Consider the following 15,525-nt stretch of genomic DNA (forward strand, 5'->3'; position numbering starts at 1 on the left):
TGTGAATAAACCATGCAAGAATGGGTAATAGCTGGACTATATATAGACAGCGTTCGAGGTAGAACATGGATGAACAGAAAGAACCGAAAAAACAAACACGCTCCTTTTTAAAAGGAGCGTTGATTCTCAGTATTGCCGGCTTCTTTGTTAAAGGAATCGGCTTTTTGAATTGGATAATACTGTCCCGAGTACTAGGCGCGGAAGGCATCGGCTTGTACCAGATGGCGTATCCCGTTTACCTGCTGGCGCTGAGCCTGTCATCTGCCGGTTTGCCTGTGGCGATTTCCATCATTACGGCCGAGAAGCTGGCACGGGGCGACTATCGCGGGGCAGGGCGGGTTTTTCAAGTTTCCCTGTCAGTGTTGACTCTTACCGGATTCCTTCTCAGTCTTGCAGTTTGGACTGGTGCGGATTTTCTGATCGAACTAAAATTGATTCGTGACCCGAGGGCGTATTACTCGATTTTGGCACTAGCACCGGCGATTTTTTTTGTGACTCTCTTATCAAGCTTCCGGGGGTATTTGCAAGGCTGGCAACGCATGACACCGACCGCCGTGTCTCAGGTCGTAGAGCAATTATTGCGGGTGGCGACCATGCTGATTTTTGCTTCCATGCTGTTGCCGAAGGGACTTGAGTATGCGGCTGCTGGCGCCACGTTTGGCGCGGCACCCGGAGCAGCGGCTGGACTGATGGTACTTATTTATTACTATTGGCAGGTTCGCTCTGAGGCTAAAGCTAAAATTGCCGCTCAACCTAAAGAAATTCAACAGGAACCGATCTGGACGATTGTCCGGCGACTGGTCCTTTTAGCTCTGCCGGTTTCGGTATCTGATTTGATGCTGCCGGTGGTGTCCAATTTAGACTTACTGATTGTTCCCGGGCGTCTCGAGGATGCAGGCTATTCTGTATCGCAGGCGACAGAATTATTTGGACACCTGACCGGCATGGCTGTGCCGTTAGTTAATTTGACGACGATTCTCACTGCTGCCATGGCTACCAGCTTGGTGCCCGCGATTTCTGCGGCCTACGCGGTCGGTGACACTCAGGGCGTCAAATCGAGAATTGCGACAGCTGTGCGGATTTCGCACATGGTGACTCTGCCAGCTTTTGCTGTTCTGCTAATCTTGGCCGCGCCAATTGCTGACATGGTCTATCATGCGCCGCAGGCAGGCCGGCCACTCGAAATCATGGCAGTGTCCGTATTTCTGCTCGGTCTGCATCAGGTTACTACAGGTGTATTGCAAGGCATGGGACACACGACTGTGCCACTGATGAATATGGGGCTTTCCGCTCTGGCTAAGGTGATATTAAATTGGCTGCTGGTTGGCTTGCCGGCACTCGGCATTGCTGGAGCAGCATTGGCAACCGTGGCTGATATCGGTCTGGCAGCAGTACTGAACTTATATTTTCTGCATCGCTATTCTGGATTTCATTTGGCTATTGGTGAACTCTGGCGACCGGCGCTGGCTGCTACCGCCATGGGGATCGTCATGTATGGCATGTATGGGGAAGTGGCGCGCTTGGCTGGCAATAACTTCGCCACGATCGCTTCTTTTGCCGTAGGAGTGGCCGTTTATACCGGCGCTTTGATCATCGCAGGCGGTCTGCAGCAGGCCGATCTCGAACAAGTGCCAATGATCGGGCGGCCGATGCTGCGGGTATTGCGGCGAATGGGTTTTTTCCCGAGCAAGTAAATATGGACGAAATACGCGGCTGACCTTTGCAATTAGGTCAGCCGCGTATTGGTTTAGACAAGTCTGAGGTCAGACAAAACATGGGCGATAAACATTGACCGCGAAAACGCGAAGGGCGCTGCGTGCCTGCGCGAAGAGAACGTTCGCACAACGTGCGCGACGTACTCTTTTACGGCGCAAGTTGTACGCATGGCGTTATTGTAACCGGTTCAAAAAACATCCAGTACCCTCTGCGCACCCTGCAGTTAACGTACCCGTCCGCCAAAGACCACACAACGGCTTTTTTATTTTTTGGCACAGGAGGAGGCGGTTGATGCTAAACCGAATATTAACAACAAATACGATTAGGGGTGTCTGATATGGTTAAAATCATCAATCTAGAAGCAGGCATGCCTACGGTGGAGCAGGCGCAAGTCCGACTGTTGTCTGAGATTCGCCGAGCCAGGGCAGAACGAGCGACGGCGGTGAAGATCATTCATGGTTATGGTTCAAGCGGGGTCGGCGGTAAACTCCGCACCGCTATGCGCAGCTATCTGGCGCAATTGCGGCGGGGTGGCAAGGTCGGCTGTTATGTGGCTGGTGAAGACTGGAGTGTATTTCACTCTGAAGCTCGCGAACTTTTGAGTAGTTGTCCGGAGCTCAAGCGTGACCGTGATTTGGAACTCGGTAACCCCGGGATTACAATTGCTTTGCTTTAAGCGAGGTTGCGATTACAGAGGACGCAGAGAAATCAGTTACACAATTGAGAAGAACGGAATTAAAAAACTCATATACCAGTCACCCTGGTTTCAGGATGGCCAATATATGGTTTTTTTAGTTAGTGATTGAGATGCCGCATTTTGTCCGCAAGGGCTAGAAACTGGGTTAATTCTGGTAGGAAAACAGAGGATTCTTGAGGAGATTTGAGGAACTTCCGCATTAATCATGAATGCGGAAGTTTTTTTCCGTTTTCCGATTATTTTTATTGCATATTTGACTCATTGTGTTACAATCATATCGTGACTTTTGTGGGGGATACTATTTAATAGAATGTGAAGGGGAGAGTGTTAATGAACAACATATTCCGTTTGGACAAGGACACTGTAAACATATTGGCGAAAGAACATGGTACGCCACTTTTGGTGCTATCATTGGAACAGATAGAAAAGAACTACCTTTTTTTACGAGAGCATTTGCCTAAGGTTAAGCTGTATTATGCGATGAAATCAAATCCTCAGGATCAAATCGTACAACGGCTAGCAGATTTGGGCGCTTGCTTTGATGTTGCGTCAGATGGTGAGATGCAGCAACTGCGAGACCTTGGTATCTCGCCCGACCGGCTGGTCTACGCGAATCCGGTTAAAACAGCAGGCGGCTTCGCTAAAGCCCAGGAAACAGGTGTGAATACGTTTACCTTTGACAGTGAATCGGAAATTGAAAAAATGGCTAAAGCGGTCCCTGGCGGACGCGTGCTATTGCGCATCCGGGTAGATAATCCTGATGCTTTGGTTGATTTAAATCAAAAATTCGGCGCTCCGGCTACTGATGCTATGCGCTTATTGCTTAAGGCACGCGACATGGGTTTAGATGTGGCTGGTTTATGTTTCCATGTTGGCAGTCAGTCAAGAAGCGCTGCTCCTTACCTGCGAGCAATCGCAACTTGTCGCAGTCTGTTTGATGAGGCTCAGGCTGTCGGATTGAACTTGCGGCTGTTGGATATTGGCGGCGGGTTCCCGATTCAGACCACCGGCGAGCCGATTGACATTGCCGCCATGTGCCATTCCATCAGTGAAGCGCTGACGGAAAACTTCCCCAATACCGAGATTTGGGCAGAACCGGGGCGCTCGCTTTGCGGCACGGCCGTTAATCTCATTACCCGTGTAATTGGCTCACAAATTCGCAATGGTCAGCAATGGTACTTCCTTGACGAAGGCGTCTATGGCAGCTTTTCCGGAGTGATTTTCGACCATTGGGACTATGAGTTAGAAACCTTTAAAAACGGCATGAACATCACTGCAACCTTTGCCGGACCAAGTTGCGACTCTATTGATGTCCTGTATCGCGAACGTCCGACACCGCCGCTCGCCATTGATGATCTTTTGTTAGTTCCTGCCTGTGGCGCCTATACCTCAGCTTCCGCAACCGTGTTCAATGGTTTTGCAAAAGCGAAATTCGTCATCTGGGAAGAGATTGCACCCGAGATTCGCAATCAACTCCGCAACGCCTGTTAATACTAACAGCGACAGACAAAAATCTGTCGCTGTTTTTTAGCATTTTAATGTAGCAAAGGGAACGCGATTCAGCCGGTTAAAGCAACGCGAAAGGCGCTGCGCGCCTGCGCAAAGGGAACGCATAAAGAGAAAAATGTTATGCGCATTGTTCCCATGCGAAACCCTTCGCGCCGGCGCTATGCGCCCTTTGCGTTTTCGTGGCAAAAAATCGTTTTTTCATTCTTAAAGACCGCGCAGCGGTTTTTCTTAGGAGGATTTTCTTTTGTTATCGGGAAAAACTAACAGGACTTCTGCTGGATCGGCCAGAATCATGTTGATAACGATGCAATGCATATAGAGGGGGAGAAAAATGAAATATGATATCGGACTTATCGGTTTAGCGGTAATGGGTGAAAATCTGGCTCTCAATATGGAAAGCAAAGGCTTTACTGTAGCGGTCTATAACCGTACGACTGCGAAGGTGGACGAATTCATCAACGGTAAGGCATCCGGTAAGGCGTTTGCCGGCGCTCACTCCTTGGCTGATTTAACAGCTATGCTCAAGTCGCCGCGCGTTGTCATGCTGATGGTGAAAGCCGGTAAGCCGGTTGATGATATGATTGAATCAATATTGCCGCATCTGGCGGATGGAGATATCTTGATCGATGGCGGTAACTCCTTTTTTGAAGATACTCGTCGCCGGACAATGGAGTTAGCGGCTAAAGGAATCCGCTATATTGGCATGGGAGTGTCTGGTGGCGAAGAGGGCGCGCTCAAGGGGCCAAGCCTGATGCCGGGCGGCGACAAGGTTGCCTATGAGACAGTGGCGCCTCTGTTTACCGCGATTGCCGCTCAGGTTGCTGACGGGCCCTGCTGTTCTTATGTCGGGCCCGATGGGGCGGGACACTACGTTAAGATGGTACATAATGGCATTGAATACGGTGATATGCAACTGATTTGTGAGGCGTACGCTCTACTTAGCGAGGTAGTCGGACTGTCAGCCAAAGACCTGCATACCGTGTTTGCCGAATGGAATCAGGGAGAACTGGATTCTTATCTGATTGAGATTACCCGCGATATCTTTGCTGTCATGGATGAGACAACTGGCCGGCCGCTGGTTGAGATGATTTTAGATAAAGCTGAACAAAAGGGTACAGGCAAATGGACATCGCAAAGCGCTCTTGATTTGGGCGTCCCCACTCCGACGATTACCGAGGCTGTGTTTGCTCGTTGTATGTCAGCTTATAAAGATGAGCGGGTAAACGCTGCTGCGATTCTGAAAGGCCCTAAGACTAGCTACAATGGAGACAAACAAGCCTTTATTAAGGCAATTCATGACGCGCTATACGCCTCAAAAATCTGTTCCTATGCGCAAGGGTTTGCACTGCTGCGGGCTGCTAGCCAAACATATAACTGGAATCTGAACTTTGGTGATATGGCCCTTCTCTGGCGGGGCGGCTGCATTATTCGTGCCCGCTTCCTCGAACGTATCAAGGATGCCTACCGCAACGATCAAAATCTCGCGAATTTGATGCTTGATCCGTTTTTTGCGTCTGTCCTCGAACGGACACAAGCAAATTGGCGTCAGGTTGTGATGACTGCCAAACAGCTTGGCGTGCCGACTCCGGCGTTTAGTTCGTCACTCGATTACTTTGACAGCTATCGCCGTGCCGTGTTGCCGGCGAATCTACTGCAAGCGCAACGGGATTATTTCGGCGCGCATACCTATGAGCGGGTGGATAGGCAGGGCAAATTCCACACTGACTGGATTTCAGGGCGTTGATATACCCCATCTGCGTTGTTAGCCCCACTAACCCATTGCTAGCGTACTTCCAGTACGCGTCGCTGCGGGGTTAGCGGGGCTGCCTAGCATCTGGGGCATCTGAACGCCCTGAAATCAGATTCTGGTTTGAACCATATTGGCTAATAGCACGATGAGGAAGCCAAATCTTCTTCACGTAGCTTGGCGATTAGGAGTTTTTGTCTAATCCTGTCGAAACTAAGCAGTAAATCCTGCATTTTAGAAAGGAAAAGCCTGCTTTACGTCGAAAATATATTAGGTTAAACCTATATTAGGAGCTTCGTGTTATGCGATATTATCCGATCAATTTAGATATTGCCGGGCGGGACTGTGTTGTGGTCGGCGGCGGTGCGGTGGCTGAACGCAAGGTAGAGACACTTTTAGATGCAGGCGCGGCGGTTACTGTCATTAGCCCGCAGTTGACGCCTGTGTTAGCACATTTGGCTGCTAACAGTACGATTTGCTGGCAGCAGCGAGTTTGGCAGGTGGGCGATCTTTCTGCTTGTTTTTTGGCGATTTGCGCAACGAATGACGAAGCGGTTAATGCCGCCGCAGCCGCGGAAGCGCGTCAAGCGGGGGCGTTGGTTAATGTTGTCGATACTCCGGCATTGTGCGATTTTACGTTACCTGCTCTTGTCAGTCGAAGTGATTTGCTGATAACAGTATCAACCGGTGGCGCAAGTCCGATTCTCGCCAGACGGATTAGAGAACAAATCGAGCAACTCTATGGAGATGACTTTGGCAACTATTTAGCAGAGCTGGCCGCCGTTCGTGAACAGATGAAACATTGTCTAGCTACTCCAGCCGATCGAGAGCAGTTCTGGCGTACAGCGCTTGACGCTGCGGCGATTGAATTGGTTCATCAAGGAAAAGTGGGCGAGGCGAAGGAGAAGATACGTAGTGCAGTTAGTGGTACTTGGACTCAATCATAAGACCGCTCCTGTTGATATTCGGGAGTGTTTTGCTTTTTCGGAAGAACAGGTGAAAAAGACGTTGGCGCGTTGGCGCAAATATCCGGAGATTGCGGAATGTGTCATTCTTTCCACTTGTAACCGGACTGAAGTATATGCGATGGTCGAGAACACAGCTGAGGCGTTGCCGCTAATGCGCGACTCGCTTGCTAAATTGGCCGGTAGTCCCATTACTGTGTCAGACCATCTGTTTTATTTGACTGACGAGGCCTGCATCCGACATCTGTTTCGGGTGGCCGCCAGCCTGGAATCGCTGGTTGTCGGGGAAGGTCAAATTCTCAGTCAAGTGAAGAAAGCCTATCGCTTGGCAAAAGATGCGGCAATGACTGGAGCAGTGCTGAATACATTGTTTAACCGTACGATCGCTGTCGGTAAAGCAGTGCGATCCCGGACTCGTATTGCCTATAGCGCCGTATCGGTTAGCTATGCGGCTGTGCAGTTGGCCAAGCAAGTGTTAGGTTCTCTGTCGCAAGCGAATGTGCTGGTGTTGGGAGCTGGCGAAATGAGCGAACTGACGGCCAAACATTTGGTCGAAAACGGGGTTAGAACGGTGTTCGTGTCCAACCGGCGCTTTGAGCGAGCCGTGCAGTTGGCAGATAAATTCCACGGCGTGGCTGTACCATTTGAAAATTTCTTGCAAAGCGCTCAAGACGCGGATATTGTTATAACTTCGACAGGGGCACCCCACTATATCGTGACCGCTTTGGAAGTTGCTCACTTGATGACTAAGCGGCGCGGCAAGCCGATCATGTTTATTGATATCGCTGTGCCCCGCGACGTTGAGCCGGAAGTTGAAGCTCTTGCCGGGGTTTCTCTCTACAATATTGACTCTTTGGAATCTGTCGTCGAGTCCAATCTCCGCAGCCGTGAACAGGAGGCGAAGCTGGCTGAGGCGATCATCGAAACTGAACTGGCCGAACTTCTGGAGAAGTTTCGCTATTTATCCTTTCGTCCGACTCTGGTCAGATTATCTGATAAGGCTGAGACTATTCGCCAACGAGAGTTAAAACGGGCGTTGGGTAAACTGCCTGATAGTACGCCAGAGCAGCAACGTGTAGTAGAAAATATGTCGCGTATGCTGGTGCGAAAATTATTGCGTGATCCGATTATTCGCATTCACGAAGCTGCGGCTGTCGGCCGTGAGCAGCCCTATCTGGATGCGGTGACGACACTATTTAAGCTGGATGAGATCAAGGACGAGAGTCCAAGCTGCCGAAAGGAAACAGATGATGAAGACACAAATAACCAACCGACTTGTCATCGGTGCGCGGGGCAGTAAGCTGTCCTTGTGGCAGGCCAATCATATCGCCGATCTACTGCGCGCCGCTCATCCTCAATTGGAGGTTTCGATCAAGACCTTTGTGACGAAAGGCGATAAGTTTTTGGATGCGCCGTTGGCCAAGATTGGTGGCAAGGGGCTTTTCACTAAAGAGATTGAAACTGCTATGCTGCTGGGGGAGGTTGACCTGGCGGTACACAGTCTCAAAGACATGCCTGCCGAACTTCCGCCAGGTCTAATGATTGCAGCTGTGACCAAACGCCATGACCCTGATGACGCCTTTATCAGCAATACCTATGCATCACTGGACTGCTTGCCGCAGGGGGCCAAGCTGGGGACATCAAGTCTGCGACGCAAAGCGCAAATTCTGTCCAAACGGACTGATCTTAATATCGAGGACTTGCGCGGCAATGTAGATACCCGGCTAAGAAAGCTAGACAACGGTGAGTATGATGCGATAGTCTTGGCTGTCGCCGGGTTAAAACGGCTGGGGCTGGGCGGACGCATTACGCAAGTCCTGCCAAGAGAAATTTGCTTGCCTGCGGTCGGGCAAGGTGCCTTAGCTATTGAAGCACGTTCAGATGACGCGACTGTTCAGGATTTGGTCGCATGTCTCGAAGATAACGCTACGCGCCAGGCAATAACCGCTGAACGCGCCTATCTGCAAGTATTGGAAGGCGGTTGCCAGATTCCCGTCGGGGTGTTTGGCCAGATTGTAGGCGGGGAGCTGAAGCTCCAGGCAGTTATTTTATCGCTAGATGGAACAAAGAAAATCAGTGATGTCATTTACGGCAACTGCGACGATGCTGCAGTTCTCGGTAGAGAGTTAGCAGACCGGATGTTGGCTGCCGGCGGCAGTAATTTATTAGCCGTGTTGGCAAAAGCTTCTGAGGAGGAATAAAGCCATGACAGGAAAATTAACCGGATCAGGTATTGTTTACTTGGTCGGCGCAGGTCCGGGCGACTTTAAACTGATCACCGTAAAGGGTTTGGAACGGGTCAAACTGGCGGAGACGATTGTCTATGATCGTTTGGCTGATGAGCGACTGCTGGAATATGCCCGGCCAGATGTCGAACTAATTTATGTTGGCAAGTCATCTAATGATCATACCATGAAGCAAGAGGAGATTAATCAGGTTCTGATCGACCGCGCCAAAGCAGGGAAAGCCGTTGTAAGGCTGAAGGGGGGCGATCCCTTTGTCTTTGGTCGAGGTGGCGAAGAAGCTTTGGCGTTACTCGAGAACGGAATAGCCTTTGAGATTGTCCCAGGCGTTACTTCGGCAATCGCCGCTGCCGCCTATGCGGGTATACCGGTCACCCATCGCGGTATAGCGACTTCGTTTGCCGTGGTAACCGGCCATGAGGACCCGACTAAGCCGGATTCCAGCATCCGATGGGAAGGTCTGGCAGAAGGGCCGGATACGCTAGTGTTTCTGATGGGAGTAGAGAACCTGCCCACTATCTGCGCTAAACTCATCGAGCATGGCCGCAATCCTGCCACACCTGCTGCCATCATTCGCTGGGGAACTAAGCCGGAACAGCAGGTTTGGTTGACTACCCTTGAGTCTGCGGCCGAAGAAGCGGCAAAACAACAGATTACACCGCCAGCCATTTTTCTCGTGGGCGAGGTAGCTGCCCTGCGGGAAAAACTGGCCTGGTTTGATACTAAACCACTATTTGGCAAGACTTTGCTGGTTACTCGCGCCCGTGAACAAGCCAGCATCCTTACCGAGCGTCTGGAGTCGCTAGGGGCTCGCTGTTATGAGGCGCCTGCCATTAAAGTCGTGCCGCCAGAAAGCTACGAACCGCTTGACCATAGTATCAGTCATATCGGCGAATACCAATGGCTGATTCTCACGAGTGTCAACGGCGTGGATGCGTTCTTTAACCGCTTGCACTTGCAACAGCTTGACGCCCGCGCCCTTAATGGGGTTAAGGTGGCAGCGATTGGTGCGGCGACTGCTGCTAGGCTAAAGGAACATGGGGTATATGCTGATTTGATCCCCGTTGAATTTAGGGCTGAGGGTATATTGCAGGCGATTGCTCCGTTAGTCAAACCAGGCATGAGGATATTAATTCCACGGGCGCTGATTGCACGCGATATTCTGCCAGAAAAATTGCAAGACTTGGGGGCCGCAGTAGACGTGGTCCCAGCCTATCGTACCGTTACCGGCGAAGCAGACCGCGAGCGAGTCCAGAAACTTCTCAGCCGCGGTGAGATTGATTTAGTTACCTTTACCAGTTCTTCCACGGTAATCAATCTACTAACACTGTTAGGTGAAGGTGGCGCAGAGCTCTTGAACTCTGCCACTGTTGCCTGTATCGGCCCGGTAACAGCCACTACCTGCCGCGATAACGCTATTCGCCGTGACATCATTGCCGAGGAATTTACGGTCGCTGGCTTGGTTGAGGCGATTAGTCAATACTATCAGGAGGGAATTGTTTGATGGATACTTTGCGTATACGTCCCCGGCGGTTGCGCGCTTCTGCAGGCATTCGCGCCATGGTGCGCGAGACAGTGCTTGATCCAGCAGACTTTATATATCCGCTATTTATCGTGCCAGGACAAAATGTTAAAGAAGAGATTTCCGTCATGCCGGGAACTTATCACCTATCACCTGATCAGGCGGTTATAGCGGCGAAAGAGGCATATGATTTAGGCATCCCGGCTGTGCTGGTGTTTGGACTACCAGAATACAAAGATGAGCAGGGATCGAGCGCCTGGGACAGCAACAGCCCGGTGCAACAGGCGGTTTCACTAATTAAACAGGCATTGCCCGAGCTGGTAGTAATAACCGATGTTTGTCTCTGTCAGTATACCAGTCACGGCCATTGCGGCATGGTGGAAAACGGTAAGGTGGATAACGACTCCAGTCTTGACCTGCTTTCCTGCACGGCGGTCAGCCATGCGTTCGCCGGCGCAGATATGGTCGCGCCTTCAGATATGATGGACGGACGAGTGGCGGCGATCCGAAGCGCCCTGGACGAAAGAGGATTTTCCCATGTGGGTATCATGTCTTATGCAGCAAAATACGCTTCTGCTTTCTACGGCCCCTTCCGCGATGCGGTGGATTCTGCGCCACAGTTTGGCGACCGCCGTACCTATCAGATGGACCCGGCTAATGCGCGGGAGGCATTGCGTGAAGTGGCGTTAGATATCGCTGAAGGTGCGGATATCATTATGGTCAAACCAGCGCTCGCCTATCTTGACATCATCCGTCAGGTCAAAGATAATTTCTCATTACCGGTCGCCTGCTACAATGTCAGTGGTGAGTATGCGATGGTCAAGGCGGCTGCGGCGAATGGCTGGATTGATGAGAAAAGGACAGTGCTTGAGCTTTTGACTAGCATGAAGCGCGCTGGCGCGGATATGATTATTACGTATCACGCTCTGGATGCAGCTCGCTGGCTGAGGGAGTGTAATAAAGCATGAATACAGCAGCAGAGCAGACCGTAAGTGCGAAGCTGAACAAATCGGCTAATGCCTTCGCTGAGGCAAAATGTTATATCCCTGGCGGTGTCAACAGTCCGGTCCGTTCGTTTCGCGGGGTTGGCGGCACACCGCCATTTATTGCCCGTGCAGCAGGCAATAGGCTGTTTGATATTGATGGTAATGAATATATTGATTATGTGTTATCATGGGGACCGATGATTCTTGGCCATAGCCATCCAGAAGTTAACCGGGCGTTGCTTGCCGCCGTTGAACGCGGCGTCAGTTATGGGGCACCAACTCTGCTCGAAACAGAACTGGCTAAACTGGTGAATCGTCTGGTTCCGTCCATGGAACTGGTTCGCATGGTAAACTCAGGCACTGAAGCGACCATGAGTGCTCTGCGTCTGGCGAGAGCATATACTAAGCGCAATAAGATTGTCAAATTTGTCGGCTGCTATCATGGACACCATGATAGTCTGCTAGTCAAGGCCGGCTCAGGAGTGGCTACCTTCGGCCTGCCAGATAGTCCGGGCGTTCCTGATAGTATCGCCAGTACCACTATTACAGTGGCCTTTAATCATTTCGAACAGTTGCAGGAAGTTTTTGCCCGGCAGGGCGAGGACATCGCTGCCGTCATTATCGAGCCAGTGCCTGGCAATATGGGCATGGTTTTGCCGCAACCAGGCTATTTGCAGCAAGTACGCGAATTGACTGCCCGTTATGGCGCACTGCTCATTTTTGATGAAGTGATGTCCGGTTTCCGGGTAGCCTTGGGCGGTGCGCAGGCGCTGTTTAATATCCAGCCTGACCTAACTTGTTTGGGAAAAGTGATTGGCGGTGGCTTGCCGGTGGGTGCCTATGGCGGTCGGCGCGAGATCATGGAGCAAATCTCTCCCGCCGGTCCAGTCTATCAGGCAGGTACGCTCAGCGGTAATCCGTTGGCAATGACCGCCGGGATTACAACCTTACGAATTATTGCCGAAGACCCGGACTTCTATCCTACGCTTGCTAATAAGACAGAAAGCCTGACTACCGGCATTCGCGATCAAGCGGAAAAAGCCGGCTTTAACCTGCAGTGCCACCACCTCGGTGCGATGTTTGGACTGTTCTTCTCCGATCAACCAGTCATAGACTATGACAGCGCTAAACTATCTGATAGTACAGCCTTCAATATCTTCTTCCACAGCATGTTAGAACAGGGAATCTATCTGGCCCCGTCCCAGTTTGAAGCTGGTTTCATGTCTGCCGCCCACAGCGAAGCAGATATCCAACAAACCATCGCCGCCAGCGCCAAGGCGTTCGCGAAACTGGCAGATATGCGGTGCTAGGTGGAAAATGAAAAACGAGTTTACATTTTTATAGAGGTACGTTAGCGCGAAGCCCGCAAAGCGCGCAAGCGTCGCAAGGCGGGTATTGAAAATTAAAATCCCTTTGCGCTCTTCGATTCGCTTTAACCGATCTTTGCGCTATACGTTTTTTCGTCCCTGAAAGAGACCGCATCAGCGGTCTTTCTTTTGTCTGTGAAATTTTTTCATTATTAAGTAAATTTTAGTTGCAAAATTGTCAGAATTAAACTACAGTATTTAATGTAAGCTGTCTGACACGAAACGCTAATCATACTCGAAACGATGAACTTGTCAGTCTTCATTGCAGCTCGATTTTGCGAAAAGGAGGAACCCTCATCATGACATTGGAAGAGATGAAAGATGTGTGCCAACAAGTTCGGGCTGATATCGCTTTGGCCCAGTCTCAGGCTGCTCATCCGGGATCGCTATCCTGTGTGGAGATTTTTTCCACTCTCTACCTGCAAGCGATGAAAAATGAATCGGTTGATCAAGTCGACCGGGATCGCTTCGTCCTTAGCAAGGGCCACTGCGCGTGCATCTTTGACGCAGTCCTAGCGCACAGAGGGCTTTTCCTGCCAGTCTTTGCTTCTAGCTCGCTCGAGCAAGGAGCTGCCGCTGCTGTCGGCTTAGCGCTGGAGAGTCATCTGCAAGGAACAAACCAACGAGTTTTCGCCGTGGTCGGCGATAGCGAAATGCAGGAGGCACAGTATTGGGAAGCCATGATGTCCGCCTCTCGGCACAAACTCAGCAATCTAACTGTCATCATTGATCACCATGATGAATTTAGGGAACTGGGCAGCATCCCGCTAAAGATGGAGTCCTTCGGTTTCTATGTGATTGAGCTCAACGGTCACGACATCGAACAACTGATGGCTGCGTATTCGGTAGAAACATCACAGCCAAAATGTATCATCGCCAATACGTCTAAAGACAACAGCGCCACATTTAAAATTAAACGAGTCTGCTGGTCTGGCAAAAACGCCAATACAGACGACACGCGACAATTTGCATAAACGCCAAGACAGCCCGCCGATTTGGCGGGCTGTCTTTAGGCTAGGAAAGAAACGAAACACTAGCGTCACGAGACGACACGAGCGCCGCTATGGACTTTAGTGTCGTTCGTGTATAGCTAGTGCCGCTAGTGTTCACAGTACTATGATTTTGGTCTGCGCTGTATTGCGGCGATGTCATGAAATTCTTTTTGTAAATTCCAGTAGACCCGCAAGTAGATATCGTATAGCTCCCGGTATGTTGCGTGATTAGTCAGATCGGGGCGGTAAATTTCGCGTATGGAGGTTAGTTGGCCGATCGCCTCCAGGTCTTTTAACAATCCCAGGGCGACCATGCCGAAGGCGCTGGCGCCGAAGGCTGCACCTTCGGGTTCGCCCGGCGCCAGGATCTCACGGCCAAAAATATCAGCCATGATTGTCAGCCATAGTGGTGAACGTGTGAAGCTGCCACTCACACGAATCTCGCTGGCTTGACCGGCAACGTCCTTGAGCGCGCTGAAGATGCTGTACATGCGAAACATAACTCCTTCAAGCGCAGCTCTGACGATGTGGCGAGTTTCATGATTCAAACCGACTCCAAATAATACAGCGCGAGCGTCAGCGTTCCAATAAGGTGCACGCTCACCGCTAAACAGCGGCAGTAATAAGAGACCTTCTGCACCGGGGGCTACGTTGGCGGCAGCCTCGGTCAACAGGTCATAGGGGTCGCGCCCGCAGGCGGCGGCTTGTTGTTTGACGTCTGCAGCCACTTGGTCGCGGACCCAGCGCAAGCTAATGCCGCCATTATTGATTGCCGCTCCGGCCATCCAGTATTCTTCATTTAGGTTATAGCACCAAGTCCGTCTTTGGGGGTCGGTCTGCGGTTGCTTGATCAGCATACGCACTGCACCGCTGGTACCCACAGTAGCGGTTAGTTGTCCTGGGCGCACAACCCCGGAACCGAGATTGGCCATTGCGCCATCGCCAGCGCCGAGAACGACCGCAATTGATGAATCCAGCCCTAATTCTCCGGCGACACTGGGTAGGATGCCTTCAAGGACATGGCTAGTCGGATATACAGTTGAGAGATGATCAGCGGTGATACCGACGACAGCCAGAGCTTCCTGATCCCAGGCAAGAGTCTCGAAGTTATAGAGACCAGTTCCCGAAGCGATGGAACGGTCAACTGCAAACTGCCCAGTCAGGCGTTTGATAACATATTCTTTAATAGAAATGAACTTTGCGGCACGGCGAAATGCTTCTGGACGCTCTTGTCTAAGCCAGACTGCCTTAGATAGCGGATACATCGGGTGAAGCGGACAACCGGTTCGATGGTATAATGCTTTTCCATCGATGGTCGTCTTTAGTTTCTCTGTATAAGGCTGACTACGGCTATCCGCCCAAGTCAAAACCGGACATAGCGGTTCGCCGGCTGCGTCAACCGCCAGAAATGAATGAAAGGCAACACTAAAGCACATCCCGGCAATGGCCTGTGGCGGTAAGCCAGACTGCTGCACCGCACTACGGACTACTGTGATGAATGCTTGCCAAATATCTGCAGGCTGCTGCTCGGCCCAGCCGGCGTGCGGTGTAAACAGACGATATTCTGCAGAGAAGTTTGCCAGAGATTGCCCATTTGGCAGATAAATAACGGCCCGGCAACCAGTCGTGCCAATATCTACGCCAATAACTGCGGTTCTTTGCATAGGGTCCCCCTCTTATCAGGAAAGTAAAAATGACAGGAGGTACGCTTGACCGCAGAGTACGCAGAGTACGCAGAGTACGCCGAGGGTGCGCAGAGGGTTACGTATCTTAAAATTAAA

Annotated in this window: 12 protein-coding genes; 11 read left to right on the plus strand and 1 reads right to left on the minus strand. The window is 51.1% G+C overall.

Annotated features, from left to right (window positions below):
• Window positions 1-65 precede the first annotated feature (65 nt).
• From AXX12_RS09400 to AXX12_RS09450, 11 genes are all read left to right on the plus strand, one after another.
• Window positions 66-1,694, plus strand: coding sequence for a putative polysaccharide biosynthesis protein (locus tag AXX12_RS09400; protein ID WP_066241429.1), 1,629 nt, complete (start codon window positions 66-68; stop codon window positions 1,692-1,694).
• Between the two features lie 359 nt (window positions 1,695-2,053).
• Window positions 2,054-2,392, plus strand: coding sequence for a Smr/MutS family protein (locus AXX12_RS09405; protein WP_066241432.1), 339 nt, complete (start codon window positions 2,054-2,056; stop codon window positions 2,390-2,392).
• Between the two features lie 351 nt (window positions 2,393-2,743).
• Window positions 2,744-3,904: a type III PLP-dependent enzyme gene (locus AXX12_RS09410; RefSeq protein ID WP_066241436.1), complete on the plus strand. Its 1,161-nt coding sequence runs from the start codon at window positions 2,744-2,746 to the stop codon at window positions 3,902-3,904.
• 349 nt (window positions 3,905-4,253) lie between these two features.
• Entirely contained in the window at window positions 4,254-5,666 is a 1,413-nt protein-coding gene (gene gnd, locus AXX12_RS09415; protein WP_066241439.1) for a decarboxylating NADP(+)-dependent phosphogluconate dehydrogenase, read from the plus strand.
• Window positions 5,667-5,971: 305 nt separating this feature from the next.
• On the plus strand, window positions 5,972-6,616 hold the full coding sequence (locus AXX12_RS09420) for a precorrin-2 dehydrogenase/sirohydrochlorin ferrochelatase family protein (RefSeq protein ID WP_066241442.1): 645 nt from the start codon (window positions 5,972-5,974) through the stop codon (window positions 6,614-6,616).
• Entirely contained in the window at window positions 6,585-7,934 is a 1,350-nt protein-coding gene (gene hemA / locus AXX12_RS09425) for a glutamyl-tRNA reductase (RefSeq protein ID WP_066241445.1), read from the plus strand. Before AXX12_RS09420 ends, hemA begins: the two co-directional genes overlap by 32 nt.
• Complete coding sequence (gene hemC, locus AXX12_RS09430) at window positions 7,882-8,835, plus strand: hydroxymethylbilane synthase (RefSeq protein WP_407922252.1); 954 nt, start codon at window positions 7,882-7,884, stop codon at window positions 8,833-8,835. The genes hemA and hemC overlap by 53 nt, the downstream gene beginning before the upstream one ends.
• 4 nt (window positions 8,836-8,839) lie before the next feature.
• Window positions 8,840-10,381, plus strand: coding sequence for a uroporphyrinogen-III C-methyltransferase (gene cobA, locus AXX12_RS09435; protein ID WP_066241451.1), 1,542 nt, complete (start codon window positions 8,840-8,842; stop codon window positions 10,379-10,381).
• The gene (hemB, locus tag AXX12_RS09440; RefSeq protein WP_066241454.1) at window positions 10,381-11,367 is read left to right on the plus strand and encodes a porphobilinogen synthase; all 987 of its coding nucleotides are present in this window, start codon (window positions 10,381-10,383) and stop codon (window positions 11,365-11,367) included. The genes cobA and hemB overlap by 1 nt, the downstream gene beginning before the upstream one ends.
• Window positions 11,364-12,695, plus strand: coding sequence for a glutamate-1-semialdehyde 2,1-aminomutase (gene hemL, locus AXX12_RS09445; protein WP_066241457.1), 1,332 nt, complete (start codon window positions 11,364-11,366; stop codon window positions 12,693-12,695). The genes hemB and hemL overlap by 4 nt, the downstream gene beginning before the upstream one ends.
• A gap of 356 nt (window positions 12,696-13,051) precedes the next feature.
• Complete coding sequence (locus AXX12_RS09450; protein WP_066241462.1) at window positions 13,052-13,726, plus strand: 1-deoxy-D-xylulose-5-phosphate synthase N-terminal domain-containing protein; 675 nt, start codon at window positions 13,052-13,054, stop codon at window positions 13,724-13,726.
• Window positions 13,727-13,866: 140 nt separating this feature from the next.
• Here the strand turns inward: AXX12_RS09450 and AXX12_RS09455 are convergent, their stop codons facing one another.
• Window positions 13,867-15,408: a gluconokinase gene (locus AXX12_RS09455; protein WP_066241465.1), complete on the minus strand. Its 1,542-nt coding sequence runs from the start codon at window positions 15,406-15,408 to the stop codon at window positions 13,867-13,869.
• Between the last annotated feature and the right edge of the window lie 117 nt (window positions 15,409-15,525).

The organism is Anaerosporomusa subterranea, assembly GCF_001611555.1.
Classification (GTDB): Bacteria; Bacillota; Negativicutes; order Sporomusales; family Acetonemataceae; genus Anaerosporomusa; species Anaerosporomusa subterranea.

Coding starts and splice junctions, on each gene's coding strand:
- AXX12_RS09455 (WP_066241465.1), bottom strand. CDS start 15,408: ATGCAAAGAACCGCAGTTATTGGCGTAGATATTGGCACGACTGGTTGC.
- hemC (WP_407922252.1), top strand. CDS start 7,882: ATGATGAAGACACAAATAACCAACCGACTTGTCATCGGTGCGCGGGGC.
- AXX12_RS09450 (WP_066241462.1), top strand. CDS start 13,052: ATGACATTGGAAGAGATGAAAGATGTGTGCCAACAAGTTCGGGCTGAT.
- cobA (WP_066241451.1), top strand. CDS start 8,840: ATGACAGGAAAATTAACCGGATCAGGTATTGTTTACTTGGTCGGCGCA.
- AXX12_RS09420 (WP_066241442.1), top strand. CDS start 5,972: ATGCGATATTATCCGATCAATTTAGATATTGCCGGGCGGGACTGTGTT.
- AXX12_RS09410 (WP_066241436.1), top strand. CDS start 2,744: ATGAACAACATATTCCGTTTGGACAAGGACACTGTAAACATATTGGCG.
- AXX12_RS09400 (WP_066241429.1), top strand. CDS start 66: ATGGATGAACAGAAAGAACCGAAAAAACAAACACGCTCCTTTTTAAAA.
- gnd (WP_066241439.1), top strand. CDS start 4,254: ATGAAATATGATATCGGACTTATCGGTTTAGCGGTAATGGGTGAAAAT.
- hemB (WP_066241454.1), top strand. CDS start 10,381: ATGGATACTTTGCGTATACGTCCCCGGCGGTTGCGCGCTTCTGCAGGC.
- AXX12_RS09405 (WP_066241432.1), top strand. CDS start 2,054: ATGGTTAAAATCATCAATCTAGAAGCAGGCATGCCTACGGTGGAGCAG.
- hemL (WP_066241457.1), top strand. CDS start 11,364: ATGAATACAGCAGCAGAGCAGACCGTAAGTGCGAAGCTGAACAAATCG.